General features: G+C 68.5%; 9 protein-coding genes and 2 tRNA genes. 8 read left to right on the top strand and 3 right to left on the bottom strand.

The genetic code is table 11. From position 1 onward, the window contains the following. The first annotated feature begins 112 nt into the window (after nt 1-112). A complete protein-coding gene (proC, locus tag V5F26_RS18955) occupies nt 113-949 on the top strand; it encodes a pyrroline-5-carboxylate reductase (protein WP_234052920.1) in 837 nt (278 codons plus the stop codon). A 522-nt stretch (nt 950-1,471) separates the two neighbouring features. After that, nucleotides 1,472-2,128, top strand: coding sequence for a TetR/AcrR family transcriptional regulator (locus tag V5F26_RS18950; RefSeq protein ID WP_234052919.1), 657 nt, complete (start codon nt 1,472-1,474; stop codon nt 2,126-2,128). Nucleotides 2,129-2,303: 175 nt separating this feature from the next. Here V5F26_RS18950 and cmk read toward each other — a convergent pair whose 3' ends face one another. Then, entirely contained in the window at nt 2,304-2,921 is a 618-nt protein-coding gene (cmk, locus tag V5F26_RS18945) for a (d)CMP kinase (protein ID WP_394946511.1), read from the bottom strand. A 7-nt stretch (nt 2,922-2,928) separates the two neighbouring features. Continuing rightward, nucleotides 2,929-4,269 carry a 3-phosphoshikimate 1-carboxyvinyltransferase gene (aroA, locus tag V5F26_RS18940; RefSeq protein WP_394946508.1) on the bottom strand — a complete coding sequence of 447 codons (1,341 nt, stop codon included), beginning with the start codon at nt 4,267-4,269 and terminating at the stop codon, nt 2,929-2,931. Nucleotides 4,270-4,487: 218 nt separating this feature from the next. Between aroA and V5F26_RS18935 the strand changes: the two genes are divergently transcribed. From V5F26_RS18935 to V5F26_RS18915, 5 genes are all read left to right on the top strand, one after another. Next, nucleotides 4,488-4,880, top strand: coding sequence for a TIGR02300 family protein (locus V5F26_RS18935; RefSeq protein WP_234052916.1), 393 nt, complete (start codon nt 4,488-4,490; stop codon nt 4,878-4,880). Nucleotides 4,881-5,036: 156 nt separating this feature from the next. Beyond that, nucleotides 5,037-5,112, top strand: a tRNA-Ala gene (locus V5F26_RS18930). Nucleotides 5,113-5,533: 421 nt separating this feature from the next. After that, a tRNA-Ala gene (locus V5F26_RS18925) sits at nt 5,534-5,609 on the top strand. 230 nt (nt 5,610-5,839) lie between these two features. Then, nucleotides 5,840-6,691: a 3-deoxy-8-phosphooctulonate synthase gene (gene kdsA / locus V5F26_RS18920; protein WP_234052915.1), complete on the top strand. Its 852-nt coding sequence runs from the start codon at nt 5,840-5,842 to the stop codon at nt 6,689-6,691. 83 nt (nt 6,692-6,774) lie between these two features. Beyond that, nucleotides 6,775-7,578 carry a 3-deoxy-manno-octulosonate cytidylyltransferase gene (locus V5F26_RS18915; protein ID WP_234052914.1) on the top strand — a complete coding sequence of 268 codons (804 nt, stop codon included), beginning with the start codon at nt 6,775-6,777 and terminating at the stop codon, nt 7,576-7,578. 147 nt (nt 7,579-7,725) lie between these two features. Here the strand turns inward: V5F26_RS18915 and V5F26_RS18910 are convergent, their stop codons facing one another. Further along, nucleotides 7,726-8,853 carry a helix-turn-helix transcriptional regulator gene (locus V5F26_RS18910; RefSeq protein WP_394058449.1) on the bottom strand — a complete coding sequence of 376 codons (1,128 nt, stop codon included), beginning with the start codon at nt 8,851-8,853 and terminating at the stop codon, nt 7,726-7,728. Nucleotides 8,854-9,253: 400 nt separating this feature from the next. On the opposite strand from V5F26_RS18910, the gene V5F26_RS18905 reads away from it, so the two are divergent. Continuing rightward, nucleotides 9,254-21,319 (top strand): autotransporter-associated beta strand repeat-containing protein, encoded by a 12,066-nt coding sequence (locus V5F26_RS18905; protein ID WP_394946507.1) that lies wholly within the window; start codon nt 9,254-9,256, stop codon nt 21,317-21,319. Nucleotides 21,320-21,370: the final 51 nt, after the last annotated feature.

Raw genomic sequence — 21,370 nt, 5'->3', positions numbered from 1 at the left:
CGTTCCCGATTTGAGCCCGCGCGGGTTTCCCCCCGCGCGCGGCTGGCTTAAAGCAGAGCCTCGAACAGTCGGCGACGGCCCAGGCGCTCGCCGGCCGCGATGCGAGGCGATCATGAGCGACGTGGTGTTGAAGAACCTGTCCGGCCCGGTGGTGCTGCTGGGCGCGGGCAAGATGGGCGGGGCCATGCTGGAAGGCTGGCTGAAGCTCGGCCTGCCGGCCAATCTGGCCGTGGTCATCGATCCCCATTTGCCCGAAGCCATGGCCGCCGACCTCAGGGCGCGGGGCGTGTCGGTGAACCCGCCGGCGCACCTCGTTGCGTCACCCGCCGTGCTGCTGCTCGCGGTGAAGCCCCAGGTGGCGCCGGAGGCCGTGCCCCAGGTGGCGCCGCTGGCGCGCGCGGGCACTCTGGTGGTCTCCATCATGGCGGGGCGCACCCTCTCCTTCCTTGCGGACTATTTCCCTGAGGGCACGCCCCTGGTGCGCGCCATCCCGAACACGCCGGCGGCCATCGGACGCGGCGTCAGCGTCGCGGTGCCCAGCGAGACGGTTTCGGCCGCCGACCGCGCCCTGGCCAGCGCGCTGCTCGGCGCCATCGGCATCGTGGAGTGGGTGGATGAGGAAGGCCTGATGGACGCAGCCACGGCCGTTTCCGGCTCCGGGCCGGCTTATGTGTTCCTGTTGGCCGAGGTGCTGGCCGAAGCGGGGCGGGTTGCGGGTCTTCCCGCCGATCTTGCCGCGCGCATTGCCCGCGCCACCGTCTCGGGTTCCGGGGCGCTGCTTGAGGCTTCCGATCTTCCGGCGGCGACCCTGAGGCAGAATGTCACCTCACCTGGCGGCACCACGGCTGCGGCTCTCGCGGTTCTCATGCACGAAACGCGCGGTTTCGGTCCCCTGATGGAAGCGGCTGTCGCCGCCGCGACGCGGCGCGGGAAGGAACTTGCGGGCTGAGGCGAGCCGCGCCCGCTGAGTGGCGATCGATCGATATTCGGCACCAAGGTTTGTCCATGGGGCCTTTCCCTCGCCCTCTAGTGGGGGAAGAAGCCGCGCGCGAGGGACAGGCTGGTGGGAGGAGCGTCTGCGTTGCCACCTGCGCTGACTGTCGAACGGTTCCTTCCGGGGCGCTGGCGGGGCTCGTCCGCGCCCCTTGCCTCTACGGGCGGCCCCTCCGTCCAAGGGGCAGCCGCGCGCATCCTGGTGCGTCTGAAGGCAGCGGGCCAGAGATGGGGGCGCTTGACCCGGGACGTGGCGGTCCGCCAGGATCTCCAGCGTGATCCCAGGCCCTCACCAGGATGCCAAGCGCGCGGCCGGATCCCGGTTGTTCGCCGCAAGCTCGGCGGAAGTGTTGGCGTAACCTCGGATCTCCTAAGGCACGCTGGCCCATCCAGGTGGGAAATGTAGCCGCTTGGGGAGCTGGGGCGCGTGTTGTGAGCCCCTGTGCGGGGCCCGGGCGAGTCAACGGAGGGTCGAGCCATGACATCGGAGACTGCACGCGAGGCCTGTCTGCGCAGCTTCCTGGATCTGCTGGCCACACGCCCCCTGTGGCGGATCGATCTTGCGGCGGTGGCCGCCGAGAGCGGGGTGGCCCTTTCCGAGATGCGGGCGGCCTATGCCACTGTGGACGATCTGCTGGCGGCTTTCTTTCGCGCCACCGATCGGCATGTGCTGGCGGAGGGGGGCCCCGATGCGGAGGATTTCGCCGGCGAGGGGCCGAAGGAGCGGCTGTTCGAGGTGCTCATGCGGCGGCTTGATGCGCTGGAGCCCCACCGCGAAGCGGTGCGGGCGCTGGTGCGCGGGGCGCGGCGGGATCCGCTGCTGGCCCTCAAGCTGCTGCGCCTGTCCGCCCGCTCCCAGCGCTGGATGCTAGCGGCTGCCGGCATTGATTGCGCGGGCCTTGCGGGCGCGGTGCGTGCCAAGGGGCTGGCGGTGCTCTTCGCTCGGGTGCTGGAGGTGTGGCTTGAGGATGACGACCCCGGCCTCTCCCGCACCATGGCGACTCTCGATCAGGAATTGGCGCGGGGCGGCAAGCTTCTGGAGATGATGGACGATCTGGCCTTCATCGCGCTGCCCTGGCGCACCCGCCGCCGCACCGCCTCCCCGCCGGCGGATGATTCGGCGCCGGCCGATTGAGGTGGGGGCATCGGCGCGGTCTAGAAAAGCGGTGGCGGCTGCCGGCCTTTTGCGCCGCGCGCAATAGGTCGCCGCGGCCCCTTCACAGTATCGGCTGTTCGCCGCGCTTGAAGCGCTCTCTCGCCGCCATGCGTCCAGCTTGGACGGAAGTCATGCTGCCGCAGCGTGCATGCCTTCAGCGGCGGCTTTCGACCAGTGCGAGGGCCGCGGCGAAGGCCTCCGCGATGCCGAGACTGCTGGTGTCCAGAAAAGCGGCGTCGCTCGCCTGGGTCAGAGGGGCGGCGGCGCGGTTCGAATCACGCTCATCGCGCCTGCGGATGTCCGCGAGCACCTCGTCGTAGCTCACCGCGTCGCCGCGCCCCACCAGCTCCTTGTGGCGCCGCTCGGCGCGGACCGCGGGGGAGGCGGTGACGAACAGCTTGGCCGGCGCATCGGGGCAGATCACGGTGCCGATGTCCCGCCCGTCGAGCACCGCGCCCCCGGGCTGGGCCGCGAAGCGGCGCTGCAGATCGAGCAGGGCGGCTCGGACATCGGGGTTGGCGGCAACCACGGATGCGGCCTCACCCGCCTCGGCCGAGCGCAGCGCATCCGGATCCAGATCGGCGGCGTCGAGTGCGCGCGCGACGGCCGTCGCCGCCGCGGCATCGCCGAGCACGCCCGCCGCCAGGCAGCGCGCGCCCACCGCGCGGTAGAGCAGGCCCGTATCCAGATGCGGCAGGCCGTAATGGGCCGCGAGGCGCCGCGCCAGGGTACCCTTGCCCGATGCCGCCGGCCCGTCGATGGCGATGATCATGCTTGTCTCAATCGATCTGGGCGCCGAGCGCACGCATCATGGGGAGAAAGGTGGGGAAGGAGGTGGCGATGAAGGACACGTCATCCACCGTGACGCCCGCGTCGCTGGCCAGCCCCAGCACCAGGAAGGACATGGCGATGCGGTGATCCATGTGGGTCTTCACCGGCCCGCCACCCACAACCGCTGAACGGCCGGACACGATGAGGTCGTCGCCCTCCACCCGGTGGGCGACGCCACAGGCGGCGAGCCCGTCGGCCACAGCCGCAAGGCGGTCGCTCTCCTTCACCCGCAGCTCGGAGAGGCCGCGCATCACGGTCTCTCCCTCCGCGAAGGCGGCCGCGACGGCGAGGATCGGATATTCGTCGATCATGGCCGGGGCGCGCTCCGGCGGCACCTCGACACCCATGAGGCGGGAGTGCCGCACCCGCAGGCTGGCCACCGTCTCTCCGCCCTCCTCGCGGGCGTCGAGAATGGCGATGTCGGCCCCCATTTCCTGCAGGGTGGTGACGAGGCCGGTGCGCAGCGGATTCAGCATGAGGTCGGTAAGCACGACCTCGGAGCCGGGCACCAGCAGCGCCGCCACCAGCGGGAAGGCGGCGGAGGAGGGGTCAGCGGGCACGTCCACCGGCGCGGCCTTCAGGCGCGGGTGGCCCTGCAGGGTGATGCGGCGGCCGGCATGGCCGAACGGCTCAACGCGCACATCAGCGCCGAAATGGGCGAGCATGCGCTCGGTGTGGTCGCGGGTGGCCTCGCGCTCCACCACCACCGTCTCGCCGTCGGCGCCGAGGCCGGCCAGCAGCACGGCGGACTTCACCTGGGCCGAAGGCACCGGGGTTTCGTAGGTGACGGTGGCGAGACGGTCGCTGCCTTTGAGCGCGAGCGGCAGGCGGCCGCCCTCGGCCATGGACACGACCTGGGCACCCATCATGGTCAGCGGGTCCAGCACGCGCTTCATGGGACGACGGCGCAGGCTGGCGTCACCGTCGAAGGTGGCGGTGATGTCCTGGCCGGCCACCGCGCCCATCATGAGACGGACGCCGGTGCCGGAATTGCCGAAATCGAGCGGGGCGGCCGGAGACACAAGGCCCCGGTTGCCCACGCCGTCGACGATCCATTCGCCCGGCCCGAGCCGCTCCACCGTGGCGCCCAAGGCGCGGCAGGCGGCGGCGGTGTTGAGCACGTCCTCGCCTTCCAGGAGGCCGGTGATGTGGGTGCGCCCTTCCGCGAACAGGCCGAAAATGAGCGCGCGGTGGGACACCGATTTGTCGCCGGGAACCCGGACCGAGCCGTGAAGCGGCGGCGAACGGCGGGCCGTGGCGGGAGAGGGGCTTGCGGAAGCGCTGCTCATGGTCGATCGGGCCTCGGGCGTCGGCACGCGGCTGGCGAACCCTGCCGCGCCACGTTCTTTTTATGGGGTGCGGCGCCGTTTAGCACAGCCCTTTCGCCGGTGCCACGCGCCTGCTCCGGGCGGGATGGCGGCCGCATCAGCAAGATTGTGCCTTGACACCAATCGTGCGAGGCGCCAATGGAGCACGCTCTGTTACAGCCCTACCGAGGAACTTTGCCGTGGCGAAGCCTGAACTCGGCACCAAGCGCATCTGTCCTGTTACGGGGCGCAAATTCTATGACCTGAACAAGGACCCGGTGGTTTCTCCTTTCACGGGCGAATCCTATCCCAGGTCCTATTTCGAGCCTGCGGCCCGCGGTGCCAGCCGCACCGAAGAAGTGACCAAAGACGACCACGACGGCGAGGAACCCGCCGCCGATGTCATCAGCCTGGAAGAGGCTGACGAGGAGGCCGCCGGCACCACCAAGGCGGGTGCGGCTTCCCCCGACGTGGATATGGATGAAGACATCGAGGCCGGTGACGAAGACGCCTTCCTGGAGGAAGACGAGGACGACGGCAACGACGTGACCGGCCTGATCGGCGAAGGTCGCGAGGACGACGAGGAAGCCTGAAAAAAAAGGGCTTGCAGTCAAACGCGGTCTGTGCTTTAAGGCCGCTCTCGCTCGGCGGACATGAACCGCCGGGCTCCCGCCGCGGGGCTTCCCGGCGCGCTAAAGGTCGAGGAACCATTAGGTTCGCAAGATCGCTGCGCGCACCCGCGGCCCGGTGGGGCCATAGCTCAGTTGGGAGAGCGCTTGAATGGCATTCAAGAGGTCGGCGGTTCGATTCCGCCTGGCTCCACCAAATTTCTAATCCCATCAGATCCTGAACATGCCGCGTTGGCGACCGTGCCCTTGAACAAGGGCGGCGTCGCTGGCTTGCGCGCGGGTCTGAGATCACTTTTCCTGATCCGCTTTGTCACCCACTTCAGGGGCCCGACCGGCACCGCATTAGCGGAGCTTGCGCGCGCGGCGGCGCACGGCACGCGGCTCCCCTGGTGTCACGGCCTGAGGCCTGACGCGGGTCGTGACCCCATCTGGGCCGCTGCCCCACTCGGGTCATGGCCCGCTTTGACCATGGCGGCACTTGGATTGCGGGCTCGCATGTGGCGCGCGAACCTCTGCGGCTTCTGGGTTTCGGAAAGTTGTCCACCGTATTTGAATGGACGGCCTCAGCGGCGGGCTTGTCAGGTGCGATTCCCTATGGCATTTACGCGCCTCCCCTGGGGGCCATAGCTCAGTTGGGAGAGCGCTTGAATGGCATTCAAGAGGTCGGCGGTTCGATTCCGCCTGGCTCCACCAGTCTCCTTCCAGGGGAATAGCCAATTGAGCTTTTAGCTCTTGGCGGAGTTTTTCAGAAAGTCTGCTCAATTCAGTCTAACTCTGTCGCCTCCGTGAGCGGTGTCGCCCGCGATGCGCGAGGGTAGCACTTGAGCGGCTGGCGCTCCTGGCGCATGTTTCGCGCGCCGCGGCCAGCGGCGCACTGGCTCTGGAACAGGGTGCCGCCGATGCCGGCGCCGAATGGGTGCAGGATGAGCGACGCTGTAAAGCATGTGACCGTCGGCAACGTGACGTTCGGCAATGATCTGCCGTTCGCCTTCATTTCGGGTCCGTGCCAGATCGAAAGCCGGGATCACACCTTCCGCCTGGCGGCCTTTCTCAAGGCGGAAGCGGAGAAGGCCGGCGTGCCCTTCATCTTCAAATCGTCCTACGACAAGGCGAATCGCACGTCCCTCAAGGGCCGGCGCGGCATCGGCCTCGACGAGGGGCTGAAGATCCTGGAGGCTGTGCGCGCCGAGTTCGGCTGTCCGGTGCTCACCGATATCCATGACATCGAGCAGGCGCGGACCGCGGGCAAGGTGGTGGACATCATCCAGATTCCCGCCTTCCTCTGCCGGCAGACCGATCTGTTGATCGCGGCAGGCGAGACGGGCGCCGTGGTGAATGTGAAGAAGGGGCAGTTCCTGGCGCCGTGGGACATGGCCAATGTGGCCGACAAGATCGCGTCCACCGGCAATGAGCGCATCCTGCTGTGCGATCGCGGCACCTCCTTCGGCTACAACACGCTGGTGAGCGACTTCCGTGGCCTGCCCATCATGGCGCAGACCGGCTACCCCATCGTTTTCGACGCCACCCATTCGGTGCAGGAGCCGGGCGGGCGGGGCGGCTCTTCCGGTGGCAAGCGCGATTTCGCGCCGGCGCTCGCGCGCGCGGCGCTGGCGGTGGGGGCGGCCGCCATCTTCGCGGAAGCGCATGATGACCCGGACCACGCGCCTTCCGATGGGCCGAACATGCTGCCGCTGGAGTGGATTGGTCCGCTGCTGAGGGATCTCACCGCCCTCGACGCCATCGCCAAGAACAAGTCCCTCACTGCCGCCTTCTGAGGCGCGGCTCCGGCCTGCGCGTCGCCCCACCCCCGCGGAGGCCGGCGCTCGGGCTTTTCCCATCTTCTGCCGAAAGGTGCAGCATGAGTGACGTCGCCATCATCATTCCGGCGCGATATGCGTCGAGCCGCTATCCCGGCAAGCCGCTGGCGAAGCTGAAGGGCGCGAGCGGCATCGAGCGCACCCTGGTGGAGCGCTCCATTCTGGCGGCCCGCGCCGGGGCCGATGGCGCGGCGGTCTATGTGGCGACGGACGACGAGCGAATCGCGGACGAGGCCCGGCGCCTGTCGACGCCCGTCATCATGACCGATGCCGCTTGCCGCAATGGCACCGAGCGCGTGGCGCAGGCAGTGGAGCGGGCCGCCATCACGGCGGAAATCATCGTCAATCTTCAGGGTGACGCGCCGCTGACGCCGCCGCACTTCGTGACGGCCCTGGTGAAGGCCATGCGTGACGAGCCTGCGCGCGAGGTTGCGACGCCGGTCCTGCGCTGCGACGAGGAATCGCTGGAGCATTTTCTGGCCGACCGTCGGGCCGGGCGGGTCGGGGCGACCACGGTGGTGTTCGACCGGGCCGGCAACGCCCTTTATTTTTCCAAGGAAGTCATTCCCTTCACCAATGGCAAGGCGAAGGTGGATGGCGTGGTGCCGGTGTTCCACCATGTGGGCCTTTATGCCTACCGCCGCAGCGCGCTTGATGCCTATGGGCGGATGGAGCAGGGAGTTCTCGAGACCCTCGAGGGGCTGGAGCAGCTGCGCTTCCTGGAGCACGGCACGCCCATTGCCGCCGTCGAGGTGGAAGCGCGAGGCGCTGCCTTCTGGGAGCTGAACAATCCCTCCGACGTGCCGCTGATCGAAGGCTATCTCGCGAAGATGGGGATGGAGTGAGGGGCGCCCCTCACTCCCGATAAAAAGGCGAAAGCCGGTGCGACCGGCGCGGGCCCCGTTATGCCCGCCCGCGCCGGTCGCACATGGCAAAGACGGGCTTGCTCCCCGCCGGCCTAGCCCACCTTTGCTCGAAGGGGGCGTGGAACGTTACCAGCCCGTGAGCTTGGAGAGCTGGAGTACGAGTTCCGTCTGGCGGTTGATGCCCAGCTTGGAGAATACGCGCTTGAGCACCACACGGGCGGTGCCCTGGGTGATGCCAAGCTGCCCGGCGGCCTGCTGCAGGGCCACGCCGCTGCCGATGAGCGCGGCGAGTCGCGCTTCGCCCAGCGACAGCCCGAACATGTCGCGGATCACCGCCGGCGCCACCATCTGGTGTTGTTCCAGGGGCACGGCGACGATGAGGGTGCGCGCTTCGCCATCCTGCCCACCGAAGCGCGCCTGCGCCTCCGCCCTCACCGGCAGGGCCCATGCCGCGAGCCGCTGGCCATCCTCGTCACTCAGGACGCACGCATGGGGCGGCTCGCTCGATGCGCTGGCCTCCATCGCAGCCTTCACCATCGCCTGGAAGCGCGGTCGCTCGGCGGGCTGACGCGGCATCATCCGGCCGGCGGGCTCGCAGAAGAACGAGGCGAACTGGGCAAGCGCGCTTTTGTTGGCCATCACCCGCCGCCCGCTCGCGTCGAGGGCGTAGATGCCCGCCGAAACGGCGTCCAGGGCGGCGATCATGGCCACCTGCGAGGTGTCGAGATTGGCGATGCGCATGGACACCCGCAGCGCCTGTTCCACATGCCGGCCCAGCAGGCGCAGGGTTTCCATGTCCTGTTGGCTGAATGGCGGCTTGTCCTTGGCGCGGGGCACCGAGAGCGCCACCAGATATCCGAAATCCGGTAGCATGACCGCGGACATGAGCCAGCCGAATCCCACGCTGCGGAAGAATTCCGTATAGATGGGGTGGGTCTCCATCTCCTCCTTGGTGGCGATGGTGAAATCACTCATCACGTCGCCGTCGCGCAGGTGATGCTCAATGGCGCGCAGCGCGTGGAGGTCGCGCGTCCACCACTCGCCGTTCAGGTAGGTGCGCACCGCGGCGTGCAGCTCCGGCGCGTGGATGAATTCGGAAGGCGCGTTTTCCTTGTAGAAGAGCACGATGGCCCCTTCGCCATCGACCACGGCGCCGATCTTGGACAGCACCTGCGGCCACAGCTCCGGGTCCAGCGCGGCGCCGTAGATCGCATAGATGACATCGTCGAGCCGCTCGGGCGTTGGCATGGTCATGGCGTCCCACTTTGTCCAGTCCAGCGCGCTTGGCGTTCTGCGCCGAGCAGGGCAATCCTCGATCCTCTCACCCGTGCGGGCGGAGGTATGAGTGCACTATATCCCCCGTGGTGAAAGCGGAATTCGCTTCCGCCTCACACGTTAGGCGCGAACGCCTCGCGTGGCTCTCGCCCATTGGTCGATGCGCGAATGCGGGGGGCCGGTTCGAACAAGGCCGGCGTCTGTGGCGTAAATACCCGCCGCAGATTTATTTTCTCCGGTTGCGTAATCTCGACGAGCCGCTGCGCAATCGTGGTAGCGGCCTAACGGCTTCCTCAGAGAAATCCCCAAGGAACGCGCGGATCCGGCAGGCACCCCCTGTCGCTGTGTCTGCGCTCGGCGGCATTCCGGGGGAGTGGTCATGGTGCGGAAGAACGTTGGCGGCCGGTTGGCGCGTGATGGCGAGGCGGGCATGGCCCTTCAGGCGCGCGCCGCGGGCGGCGTGGTCTCCATCCGCCGGCGGCTCCTGGTAACGTCCGCGCTGGTGCCGGTGCTGGCGCTCTCCCTGACGGTCGCAGGCCCCGCCTTCGCCGGCGGGGGGCAGACCTACATTCCCTCGGCCGCAGGTGGCGCGGGCGGCGCGGGCGGAACGGCCGGCGGTGGCGGCGGTGGTGGCGCGGGCGGCGGCGGTGGTGGCGGTGGCGCGAACTCGCTCGCTCCCGCCGGTGCCGGCGGCTATGGCGCGTATGGCGGCACAGCGGGGGATGGCGGCCTCGCGACCATCGCGCAGCCGGGGAATGGTGGCGATGGCGGCAGCACGTCTGGCGCGGGCGGCGCCGGATTCGCTGTCAACGGCAGCGGTGGCGCGGGCGGAGCGCCCTTGGGCGGCGATGGCGTGGATGGCGGCAGCGTTGCCGCGGGCGATACGGGGGCTGGGGGCGGCGGTGGTGGTGGCGCCCACGGCTATGTGGGCGGTGCCTTGCCCACGGCGGCGGTCTCCGGCGGCAAGGGCGGTGACGGCGGCAACGGCAATTCGCCGAGCATGAGCGGTGGAGGTGGCGGCGGCGGCGGTGGCGGCGGTGGCTTTGGCGCCATCGTCGAAGGTTCCGGCGACCTGGGTGTGCTGACCACGGCCGTGACCGGCGGCGCCGGCGGCGCGGGCGGCGTTCCGGGCGGCGGCGGTGGGGATTCATACAGCGGCGCCGGCGGCGGTGGTCTCTTCATCTCCAGTAGCGCCGCGGCGTCCGCCACCATCAGCTCCATTGTCACCGGTGGCGTCGGTGGCAGCTCCTATCACGGCGGTGCCGGCGGCAGCGGCCTGTATGTGGTGAATGGCAGCAGCTCCGACATCGTCACTGTGAACCTGGCCAATGGCGCGGTGGTGCAGGGCGGCGCCGGTGGCGGGCTGGTCGCGGCCACGGCGGGCGCCGGCGGCGTCGGCATCGCCGGTTCCGGCCTCGCCCTCCACCTCGACGCGGGCGCGGCGGTGTCGGGTGGCCTGGGTGGGGATGGGGTGACCCGCGCCAATGCCATCGCGTTCACCGGTGGAACCAATATTCTCGAACTCGCCGGCGACGGTTCTGCCTATGCCACGATCACAGGCGACGTGGTGGCTGTGTCCGGCGGCACCGACACCTTGAAGCTTTCTGGTGCCGGCGGTGTTTTCGACGCGGCCGTCATCGATGCGGGAAATGGCGGGCAGTTCAAGAATTTCGCGGCCATCGAGGTGGCCACCGCCGGCACCTGGGTGGTGAAGAACTTCTCATCCGTGAACTGGGGAACCTTTGTGACGGCCCCGGCTTTGGCGGTGCAATCGGGCACGCTGCAGCTCGGCGATTCGAGCGTCAATGGCGGCCTCATGGTGTCGGCGACGGTGGCGAGCGGCGCGACCCTGTCCAATGATCCCGCTGGGACGCACACGGGATACATCTTCGGCGACATCACGGTTGAGGCCGGGGGCCACCTCGCCGCCACGGTGGTGGCGAACCAATCGGCCATTTCGTCCGGGGCGGGCGCGATCATCCTCCATTCCGGCGCGATCCTCGACGCCACCCTTGGCGCGCCGGATAGCGGAAACGCCGTCTATTACGCGTCGACGAACCTCACGCTGAACGGCACGCTGAACATCACCGACAATGGTGCGATGGGGCTCGGCACCTATCTGCTGATTCAGTACGACGGCACGCTGGCGGGTTCCGGCCTGACCATCGGCACCGCGCCGACGGACTTCGAATATACCATCAACACCAGTATTGCGGGCGAGGTGCAGCTTCTGGTGGCCGATGGCGGCCTCTATTGGAACGGCACCACGACGGGGGGCAGCACCTCCTCGGTTGACGGTGGCACCGGGACCTGGAGCGCCAACGGCTCCACCAACTGGACCAATTCCGGCGGCACCAGCCACGTCGCGTGGACCGACGGCAAGAACGCCGTGTTCGCGGGCGCGGCCGGCACCGTGTGGGTGGATACCACCTCGGGCGCGGTCATCGCCAAGGGCCTCAAGTTCGTCACCTCGGGTTATGAGATCGCGGCCGATTCCTCGAGCTATGTTCTCACCTTGGCCAATGCTTCGGCGCAGCCGGTGGTGAATGTGGTCGATGCGTCCGCCATCGCCACCATCTCGGCGGGGATCGTTGGCTCGGATGGTCTTGAGAAGAGCGGCGACGGCAGGCTGATCCTCACCGCGGACAACACCTATACGGGCGGCACCACCATTTCGGCCGGCACCCTCCAGCTGGGTGCCGGGGGCGCCTCGGGGTCCGTGTCCGGCGACATCGCCAATGACGGGGCGCTGATCTTCAACCGCTCCAATGCGGTGACTTATTCCGGCATTGTCACGGGCACCGGCACGCTGGAGAAGCAGGGCGCGGGCACGCTGACCCTCACCGGCGACATGCAGGCCACCGGCGGCACCACCATCACCGCCGGCACGCTCCAGATCGGCGATGGCGGCACGTCCGGATCGATCGCGGGGAATATCGCGGACAATGCCGCCCTGGTCTTCAACCGCTCCGACGATGTGAGCGTTGCGGGCGTGATCTCCGGCACGGGCACGCTGGAGAAGAAGGGCGCCGGCACGCTGACCCTGTCCAGCGCCAACAGCTATTCCGGCGCCACCACGGTGAGCGCGGGAACCTTGAAGGTCACTGCGGCCCAGGGGCTGGGGGCGATCACCAGTGGCACCACGGTGGCGTCGGGGGCGACGCTGCTTCTGTTGAACACCTCGGCCACGCCCGCCATGCTCACCTTCGCGGCCGAGCCCCTGACACTCTCGGGGACGGGCGCGGGGGGGAACGGCGCGCTGCGCGCCGCGGCGACGAATACTGACAGTTCCATTTATTTGGACGGCCCGATCACCCTGCTCGCGGATACGCGCGTGCAGAATGACGGAGTGACACTCAATATCCGCGGTACCGTCAGCGGATCGGGCACGACGCTCACGGTCAACGGTTCCGGCCTGACAAACTTCACTGGGCCATTGAACCTCGGCTCCGGCGGCCTCACAGTCGATGGCGGGGCTATGGTGTCCCTTGCCACCGCAAGCAGCTATGCCGGAACGACAAACGTTCTTGCTGGCGCGCTGGTGATTGGCGACGACGAAGCGCTGGGCTCCACAAGCGGGGGCACAGTGGTCGCCGACGGCGCGACGCTGGCACTTGGGAGCGCAGCCGGCCTTTCCATCGGCGGTGAGGCATTGAGCCTTTCCGGAAGCGGCCTTGGCGGCACCCTCGGCGCGCTGACGAACATGGGGGGCGACAGCAGCTATGCGGGCGCCATCACCCTCACCGGCGACGCCGAGATCGGGGTGGCGGCGGGCAGCCTCGCCCTTAGCGGCGGCATCAGTGGGGCAGGCAAGAACCTCACCCTCACGGCCGACAGCGGCACGGTCGGCAGTGTGTCCGGGGCGATCGCGACCGGCACGGGCAGTCTCACCACCCGCGGCACCTGGACCCTCACCGGCGCGAACACTTACACCGGCGGCACCACCATCTCGTCCGGCACGCTGAATATCGGTGATGGCGGCACCAGCGGGTCCATCACGGGCGATGTGGTGAACAACGGCGCCCTGGTCTTCAACCGTTCCGACAACAGCACCTTCGCGGGCGATATCTCCGGCACCGGCTCCATGGAAAAGATGGGCGCCGGCACCCTGGTCGTGACCGGCGACATCACCATCACCAGCCAAACGACGGTTTCCGGCGGCACGCTCCAGATCGGCGATGGCGGGACGACGGGTTCCGTCTTCGCGGGGATCTATACGGGTGTCGGCGCCAATGTGGGGACGGTGGCCTTCAACCGTTCCGACGATCTGACCTATACTGGCGTTATCACCGGCCAGGGCACCCTGGAACAGGCCGGTACCGGTACGCTGACCCTGACCGGGCCGAGCCTCGTCTTCTCGGGTCACACCAAGGTGTCGTCCGGTACGCTTGCTTTCGGCGGGACCGCCACTCTTGGTGGCGACGTGGAGGTGGAGGACGGCGCGCGGCTCACCGGCGCGGGCTGGGTGGTTGGCGACATTACGCTGAAGAACGGGGCGACCTTCGCCGGAAGCACCGGCTCCACGCTCTCGACCTTCGGCGCACTTTCGTTCGGCGAGACATCCACGCTTGCGGTAGCGCTTGCGGCCCCCACGACGACGGCCGTCCTGTCCGCCGGGAGCCTGCATCTCGACGGCACGCTGGATCTCACTGCGGCCACCGGTTTTGCCACGGGAACCTACCGCCTGATCAACTATACCGGCACGTTGACGGATGAGGGGCTGGAGATTGGCTCGGCGCCCGCGCACTCCCTCTACGCCGTCGATACGTCCGCCGCCGGCCAGGTCGACCTGGTGGTGGTGGCGGGGCAGTGGTGGAATGGCTCCGTCACCAGCGCGGCAGGGTCGGTGACGGGCGGCTCAGGCACCTGGAACGTCGCCGCCGCCACGACCAATTGGACCACCGAGACCGGCAGTGCCGTCTCCGCCTGGACCCAGGGGAGCCTTGCGATCTTCGCGGGGAGCGGCGGCGCCGTGACCGTCAGTGGCGCCACGGCGCCGCAGGTCGCCGGCATGGAATTTTTGGTGGATGGATACGCGATCCAGGGCGGCGGCATCGTTCTCACCCCGGTTTCGGGGAGCAGCTCGGTCCAGGTGGCGGTGGAGGGGGACGCGACCGCCACCATCGGCTCGGTCCTGAGCGGCGCCTCCGGCCTGAGGAAGACGGGTGCCGGCACCCTCGTTCTGGCCGCCGACAACACCTACGCGAATGTCACCATCATCGCGGAAGGCACACTGCAGATTGGAGCTGGCGGCACCACCGGGTCCGTCAGCGCCTTTATCATCAATGACGGCGCGCTGGTGTTCAACCGTTCGGACCTGCTCACCTATGCGGGGGGCATCTCCGGCAGCGGCTCATTGGAGAAAGCCGGTTCGGGTGAATTGGTGCTGACGGGCGCGAGCACGTACAGCGGCGCAACGAACGTCACGGGCGGAACACTCCGGCTGGCTGGCGGCCCGTCCGCATTGGTGAACAACGAGAGCGCCTATACCGTGGAAGCCGGAGCCATCCTCGCGGTGGACAGCACACGCATCATCGGCTCGTTGGCGGGTAGCGGCAGCCTAAACCTGGCGACCGGTACTCAGCTCACGGCTGGCGGAAATAACAACTCGACCACATTCTCGGGTTCCATTCAGGGCGGCGGAGACCTGGTGAAAAACGGTAGCGGCGCGTTGACTTTGAGCGGCACCAACAGTTTCGGTAACCTTCTGGTGAATGCCGGCGTTCTGCGACTGGAAGGTGGGGCCGCGGTTTCGGATACGGCTCGCGTTTACGTCCAGACTGGCACGACCCTGACCCTGGGCAATGCTGACGAGACGATCGGTGCACTGGCCAACACGATTTCGGTGGGCGGCACCGTCAGCCTCGGCAGCCACACCCTCACTCTTGGCGGCGCCAATGTGGATGCCAGCTTCAGCGGCGCCATCATCGGCACCGGAGGGCTGACCAAGACGGGAAGCGCCGCCCAGCTTCTGGCCGGCACCAACACGTTCACGGGCCCGGTTCAGGTCTCCGGCGGCATCCTGGCGGTGACCGGCGGCTCGGCGCTTGCCGATACGGTGGCGGTGAATGTGGGCTCCGGTGCGGCCTTTGCTGTGCTGAGCAGCACCGAGACCATCGGTTCGCTGGCCGGCAGCGGCACGGTGCTCGGCGGCGCGCAAAGCGGCTCCGCCGATGCGACGCTGATCGTGGGCGCGAACAATGGCAGCACCACCTTCTCCGGCACCATGGCCAATTACAATGGCACCCTCAGCCTGCGGAAGGTGGGCACCGGCGACCTGACGCTGAGCGGCGCCAACACCTATTCGGGCGCCACCACCGTGAGCGCGGGCCGGCTGCTGCTCGCGGGTGGCAGCGCCGTGAGCGATGTCTCGAAAGTGGCGGTCGACACGGGCGCGACCTTGGTGTTGACCAACGCCAACGAAACCATTGGTGGCCTGGGCGGGGGCGGGCAGGTTCAGCTCGGCGGCAACACTCTGACGGTTGTCGCCTCCGGCGGAAATGGCTTTTCCGGCAGCATGTCGGGCACCGGTGGGCTGACCAAGACGGGCTCCGGCAACTTGAAACTGTCGGGCGCCAACACGTTCACCGGACCGCTGCAGATCGAGGAAGGCGCGCTGCTTCTGTTCAACGGTTCGGCGGTTGCCGACACCGTCGCCGTCACCATCGGCGCGGATGGCATCCTCGCCGTTTCCGATGCGTCGGAGACCATCGGTTCGCTGGCGGGCTCCGGCCTCGTCGTGGGCCAGGGCGCGGCGGGACTGGTGACGGGCGCCAATAATGCCAGCACCACCTTCTCGGGCACCATGTTCGAGGACACGGACGCCACCCTGTCCCTGACCAAGGTGGGCTCCGGCACCTTCACCCTCACGGGCACCAATACCTATCTGGGCGGCACCACGGTGGCGGGCGGCACGCTCAAGATCGGCAACGGTGGCACTTCGGGCTCGATCCTGGGTGATATCGTCAATTCCGCAACCGTGATCTTCGATCGCTCGGATGCCGTGACGGCGGCGGGCACCATCACCGGTTCCGGCGCCCTGGTGAAGCAGGGGGCGGGCACGCTGACCCTGACGGGCGCCAACAGCGCCGGGGCGGGCACCACGGTGGCGGCCGGCACGCTGGAGCTGCTGGGCGGGGTGAGCCTCGCGAGCGACATCATCGTGCGCTCCGGCGCCACGCTGAAGGGTGAAACCAGCGGCATCGCGGGCGCCAGCGTGGACGGGACGGTCACGGTACGGGATGGTGGCACGCTGCTCGCCGCCCCCACCGGCGCGGCCGGAACCTATGGGCTTTCCATGAGCGGCCTGGTGCTGTCCGGCGGCTCCAACGTCAATGTGGTGCTGGGCTCCAACACTGGCAATGCGGTGGTTTCCACGGGGGCGCTGAGCCTGGACGGCGTGCTCAATGTCACCGACGCGGGCGGCATGTCCCTCGGTGTCTATCGCATCCTCGACTACACCACGCTGACCGCCGACAACGGGCTGACCCTGGGCACAACCCCCACCGATTATGCCTATGAGATCCAGCAGGCGCCGGGCCAGGTGAACCTCGCCGTGCTCAATGGCGACATGCTCTACTGGAACGGCACCACCACCTCGCCCGACGGGACGGTTCATGGCGGAAGCGGCACCTGGAGCCCCAGCGCGTCTCAGACCAATTGGCTGACCTCCTCCCTCAACCAGTCGCGGGCGTGGAACAGCACCTATGCGGTGTTCGCCGGCGCGCCGGGGACGGTGACGGTGGACAGTTCCGACAGCGCGGCTTCCGTTACCGGCATCCAGTTCATGGTGGATGGCTATGTGGTGAACAGCGGGCGGATCATGCTGGCCGCGCCCTCGGGCCAGACCCAGATCCGCGTGGGTGACGGCACCCCTTCGGGCGCGAGCTACGTGGCCACCATCGGTTCCGAGCTGCAGGGCGCGACCGGCCTCATGAAGACCGATCTCGGCACCCTGATCCTGACCGGCGCCAACACCTATACGGGCGGCACCACCGTCAGCCAGGGCACCTTGCAGATCGGTGATGGCGGCACCTCCGGCTCGATCCTGGGCGATGTGGTCAACAATGCGACGCTCGCCTTCAACCGCGCCGACACCGTGACCTATGGCGGCGCCATCTCGGGCACCGGCGCCCTGGTGAAGCAGGGGGCGGGCACCCTCAAGCTCACCGGCGCCAACACCTATGCCGGCGGAACCACGGTTTCCCAAGGCACCGTCCAGGTGTGGGGGGGCGAGGCGCTGGGCAGCGGCGCTCTGGCCCTTCAGGGGCCGGGCACGCTGCGCGCCAGCAGCAGCTTCACCTTTGCCAAGGGTGTGTCCCTGACCCCGTCCGGCACCAGCGGCGGCGGCACCCTCAGGGTGGATGACGCGCAGGTGCTGACCGTGTCCGGCATCGTCTCCGGCGCGGGCAACCTCACCAAGAGCGGCACGGGCGACCTGTGGCTGACGGGCGCCAACACCTTTAGCGGCGCCACCACTGTCAGCGCCGGCCGGCTGTTCATCGCCGGCGGCTCCTCGCTCTCCGATACGGCGCGCCTGTCGGTGGCGGGCGGCGCCAGCCTCTCGCTCACCGATGCGGACGAGGCGGTGGGTTCGCTGGCGGGCGCCGGCGGCGTGGCGCTCAACGGCCATTGCCTCAGCACGGGCGGCGACGGCACCAGCTCCACCTTCTCCGGCTCCATCACCGGTTCGGGCTGCCTGGCCAAGAGCGGGGCGGGCACGCTGACCCTCACCGGCACCAACACCTATGACGGCGGCACCAGTGTTTCCGAAGGCACGGTGCAGGTTTATGGCGAAAGCGCGCTTGGCAGCGGCCCGCTCGCCCTTTCCGGCAGCGGCACCCTGCGCGCCAGCGACACTTTCACGTTCGCCAAGGCCATCTCCCTGACGCCCACCGGCGGCGCGGGGGGAGGCACCTTTGAGGTGGACGACACCAAGACCCTCACGCTGACAGGGACCATTGCGGGCCTCGGCAACCTCGCCAAGACCGGCGCCGGCACGCTGGTGATCGGCGGTGCCAACAGCTATGGCGGCGACACGAATGTGGATGCCGGAACCCTCATCGCCACCGGTGGCCAGGCCATCGGCGACACCAGCGGCGTGAATGTGGCCTCCGGCGCCCGCTTCATCCTCCGCTCGGACGAGACGGTGGGCTCGATCGGCGGCAGGGGCGGCGTGGAGCTGGCGGGGGCGAGTCTCGTCACCGGCGGCAACAATGCCAGCACGAGCTTCTCCGGTTCCATCACCGGCACCGGCGGCCTCACCAAGACCGGCACGGGAGTGCTGACCCTTTCGGGCGCGAACACCTATGCGGGCGACACGGCGGTGAACGGCGGCGCCCTCAAGGTGGACGGCAGCGTTGCCGGGGATGTCTATGTCTATGATCAGGCGACCCTTTCGGGCGGAGGCACCATCGCGCGGACGGTGCACGTGCTTGATGGCGGCACCCTGGCCGGCACCCAGTCCAGCGGCCTCACCATGGGCGGGCTCGACCTGTCCTCCGGCGCGACCCTGGCGGTGACCCTGGGCGCGGTGAGCGACAGCGCGGTGTTCAACGTTAATGGCGACGTGACGCTGGACGGCACACTGAACGTGACCTCCGCCGCCGGCTTCGGCCTCGGTGTCTACCGGATCGTCAGCTACACCGGCGCGCTCACCGACAATGGCCTTGAGGTGGGCGCCATGCCCGGCGGCTATGAAGGCGGCGTGCAAACCTCCGTCGCCGGCCAGGTGAACCTGGTGGTGGACGAGCCCGGCAGCCCGATCCTGTTCTGGAACGGTGCGAACACCACGCCGACGCAGACGGTGCTGGGAGGCACCGGGACGTGGTCGGCGGATGCCCAGACCAACTGGATCAACGCCAGTGGCACCATCTCCAAGGCGTGGAACAGTGGCTTCGCCGTGTTCCAGGCGAATGCTGGAACGGTGAGCGTGGACAACAGCCACGGCCAGGTGACCGCGCTCGGCATGCAGTTCCTGGACACGGGCTATGTGGTGACCGGCGGGGATATCCTGCTCTCCGGCGTCTCGCCCGCGCCCATCCGCGTGGGTGACGGCACCGAGGCCGGCGCGAGCACGGTGGCCACCATCGCCAGCGTGCTGAAGGGCTCCACTGGCATCGAGAAGAGCGATTTCGGCACCCTCATCCTCACCGGCGCCAACACCTATACGGGCGGCACCACCATCTCGGGCGGAACGCTCCAGCTCGGGGATGGCGGTGCCGCGGGCTCGATCCTGGGCGATGTGCTGAACAACGCCACCCTCGCCTTCGACCTTTCCGGCGAAAGCACCTTCGCGGGGGCCATCTCCGGCACCGGCGCGGTGGTGCAGAAGGGCACGGGCACGCTGACGCTCAGCGGCGCGAACACCTTCTCCGGCGGGCTCTCCATCGCCTCCGGCACCGTGCGGGTCGCGGCGGCACAGGCGCTCGGAAACGGGGCGCTGGCCCTCAGCGGGGCGGGCGCCCTCAGCGCGGGCGGCACCTTTGCCTATGGTGGCGGCGTGACGCTCACGGCCATGGACGGCAGCGGCGGCGGCACCTTCGCCGTCGACGCCGCGCAGACGCTGACGCTGTCGGGCGTGGTGTCGGGCGATGGCGCCCTCACCAAGGCCGGCGGCGGCACGCTGATCCTGGCCGGAACCAACACCTATGCGGGCGGAACCACCATCGCCGAGGGCACGTTGCAGCTCGGCAATGGCGGCACCACGGGGTCCATCGTCGGCGATGTGGTGAACAATGCCAGCCTGGTGTTCAACCGTTCGGACAGCTACGCCTTCAACGGCTCCATTTCCGGAACCGGTCTCGTGACCTTCACCGGCGGCGGCGAGGTGACCTTCTCCGCGCCCTATGAGGGCCCGGTGGCGGTGGACAACGCGGCGGTGGTGCTGACCAAGGGCACGGTCACCCCCTCGCCGTTCACCGTGAATGACGGCGGCGTGCTCGGCGGCACCGCCACCATTGGCGGGCTGACGGTGAATGCGGGCGGCATCGCCGCGCCCGGCTACTCGCCGGGAACCCTGACGGTGAACGGGGCCGTCACCTTCAACTCGGGCGCCGTTTATCGGGTGGACGTGACGCCGGCGGGCGAGCACGATTTGATCACCGCCACCGGTGCCGTCACCATTTCCGACGGTGCCGCGGTGCAGGTGTTGGCGGAGAGTGGCCGTTATCCGGCGTCCAGCAGCATCACCATCCTGTCCACGTCCGGAGCGCTGACTGGCACTTTCGGCACGGTGACATCGGACTTCGCCTTCCTTGATCCGACGCTCACCTATGACGCGCAGAACGTCTATCTGAGCCTGATCTACAGTGGGGTCGACTTCATCACCTATGCCCGCACGCCCAATGAGGCGGGCGTGGCCGTGGCGGCGCAGGCGCTCGGCGCCGGCAACGGGGTGTATGACGCCATCCTCGGCCTGCCGGAAGGGGCCGTGGCCGCGGCCTTCAACGCCCTTTCCGGCGAGGTCTATGCCTCGGTGGATACGGTGCTGCTGCAAGAGTCCATCTATGTCCGCGAGGCTGTGGGCGCGCGCCTGCGGCAGGCGGCCAGCGGCCCCGATGCCCTGGCCCGCGCCGCCCAGGGGGCCGGTCCCTCCACAGCGCGCCTGAGCCAGGAGCTGGATGTGACCTTGTGGGCCCATGGCTATGGCGGCTGGGGCAACAGCTTCGGCAACGGCAATGCCGCCAGCATTTCCAACAGCCTGGGTGGCTTCCTCATCGGCGCCGATGTGGTGGTTCAGCCCAATGTATGGGCCGGCGTGTTCGGCGGCTACAGCCGCTCCAGCTTCGAGGTGGATGCCCGCGCCTCCAGCGGCAACAGCGACAATTACGACGTGGGCTTCTATGCCGGCGGGCAATTCGGAGCCTGGGCGCTGCGGGGCGGTTTCGCCTATGGGTGGCACGATGTGTCGGTGAGCCGGTCCATCGCCTTCTCTGGCTTCAGCGAGACCACCAGCGGCGGCTACAGCCTGGGCACTTCCCAGCTCTTCGGCGAGGTGGGCTACGATGTCTCCCTCGGCGGCTATGCCTTCGAGCCGTTCGCCGGCCTTGCCTATGTGAATGTCGGTGGCGCCTCGTTCTCCGAAAGCTATCGCGCCGCCGCGCTGGCGGTGGACACTGGCGCCATGGACACGCTCTACAGCACCCTGGGCGTGCGCGCCGCGACCTCCGTGGAGCTGTTCGGGCGGGCCCTGACGCCGAGCATGACGCTGGGCTGGCAGCACGCCTTCGGCGACATCGCGCCCACCGCCGCCATGCGCTTCCTGAGCGGGACCACCCCGTTTGAGGTGGAGGGCGTGCCGATCGCGCAGGATGCGTTGCTGCTGAATGCGGGCCTTGCGTACGGCGTGTCGGATGCGGCGACCCTGGCCGTGACCTATAGCGGCCAGTTCGCGACCTCGGCCTCGCAGAATGCCTTCACTGCTCAGTTCTCCCTGAAGTTCTGACGGGAGCTGCGACCCGAGCGTCAGCGAGAAGAAAAGGCCGGCCGCTGGACA

This window comes from Xanthobacter variabilis (assembly GCF_043831965.2).
Lineage (GTDB): Bacteria > Pseudomonadota > Alphaproteobacteria > Rhizobiales > Xanthobacteraceae > Xanthobacter.
The sequence above is the reverse complement of the archived record's forward strand: the minus strand, read 5'-3'. Positions and strand labels throughout refer to the sequence as shown.

Bases quoted from the DNA above. Each gene is read 5' to 3' on its own strand.
- proC (WP_234052920.1), top strand. From the start codon at position 113: ATGAGCGACGTGGTGTTGAAGAACCTGTCCGGCCCGGTGGTGCTGCTG.
- V5F26_RS18950 (WP_234052919.1), top strand. From the start codon at position 1,472: ATGACATCGGAGACTGCACGCGAGGCCTGTCTGCGCAGCTTCCTGGAT.
- cmk (WP_394946511.1), bottom strand. From the start codon at position 2,921: ATGATCATCGCCATCGACGGGCCGGCGGCATCGGGCAAGGGTACCCTG.
- aroA (WP_394946508.1), bottom strand. From the start codon at position 4,269: ATGAGCAGCGCTTCCGCAAGCCCCTCTCCCGCCACGGCCCGCCGTTCG.
- kdsA (WP_234052915.1), top strand. From the start codon at position 5,840: ATGAGCGACGCTGTAAAGCATGTGACCGTCGGCAACGTGACGTTCGGC.
- V5F26_RS18915 (WP_234052914.1), top strand. From the start codon at position 6,775: ATGAGTGACGTCGCCATCATCATTCCGGCGCGATATGCGTCGAGCCGC.
- V5F26_RS18910 (WP_394058449.1), bottom strand. From the start codon at position 8,853: ATGACCATGCCAACGCCCGAGCGGCTCGACGATGTCATCTATGCGATC.
- V5F26_RS18905 (WP_394946507.1), top strand. From the start codon at position 9,254: ATGGTGCGGAAGAACGTTGGCGGCCGGTTGGCGCGTGATGGCGAGGCG.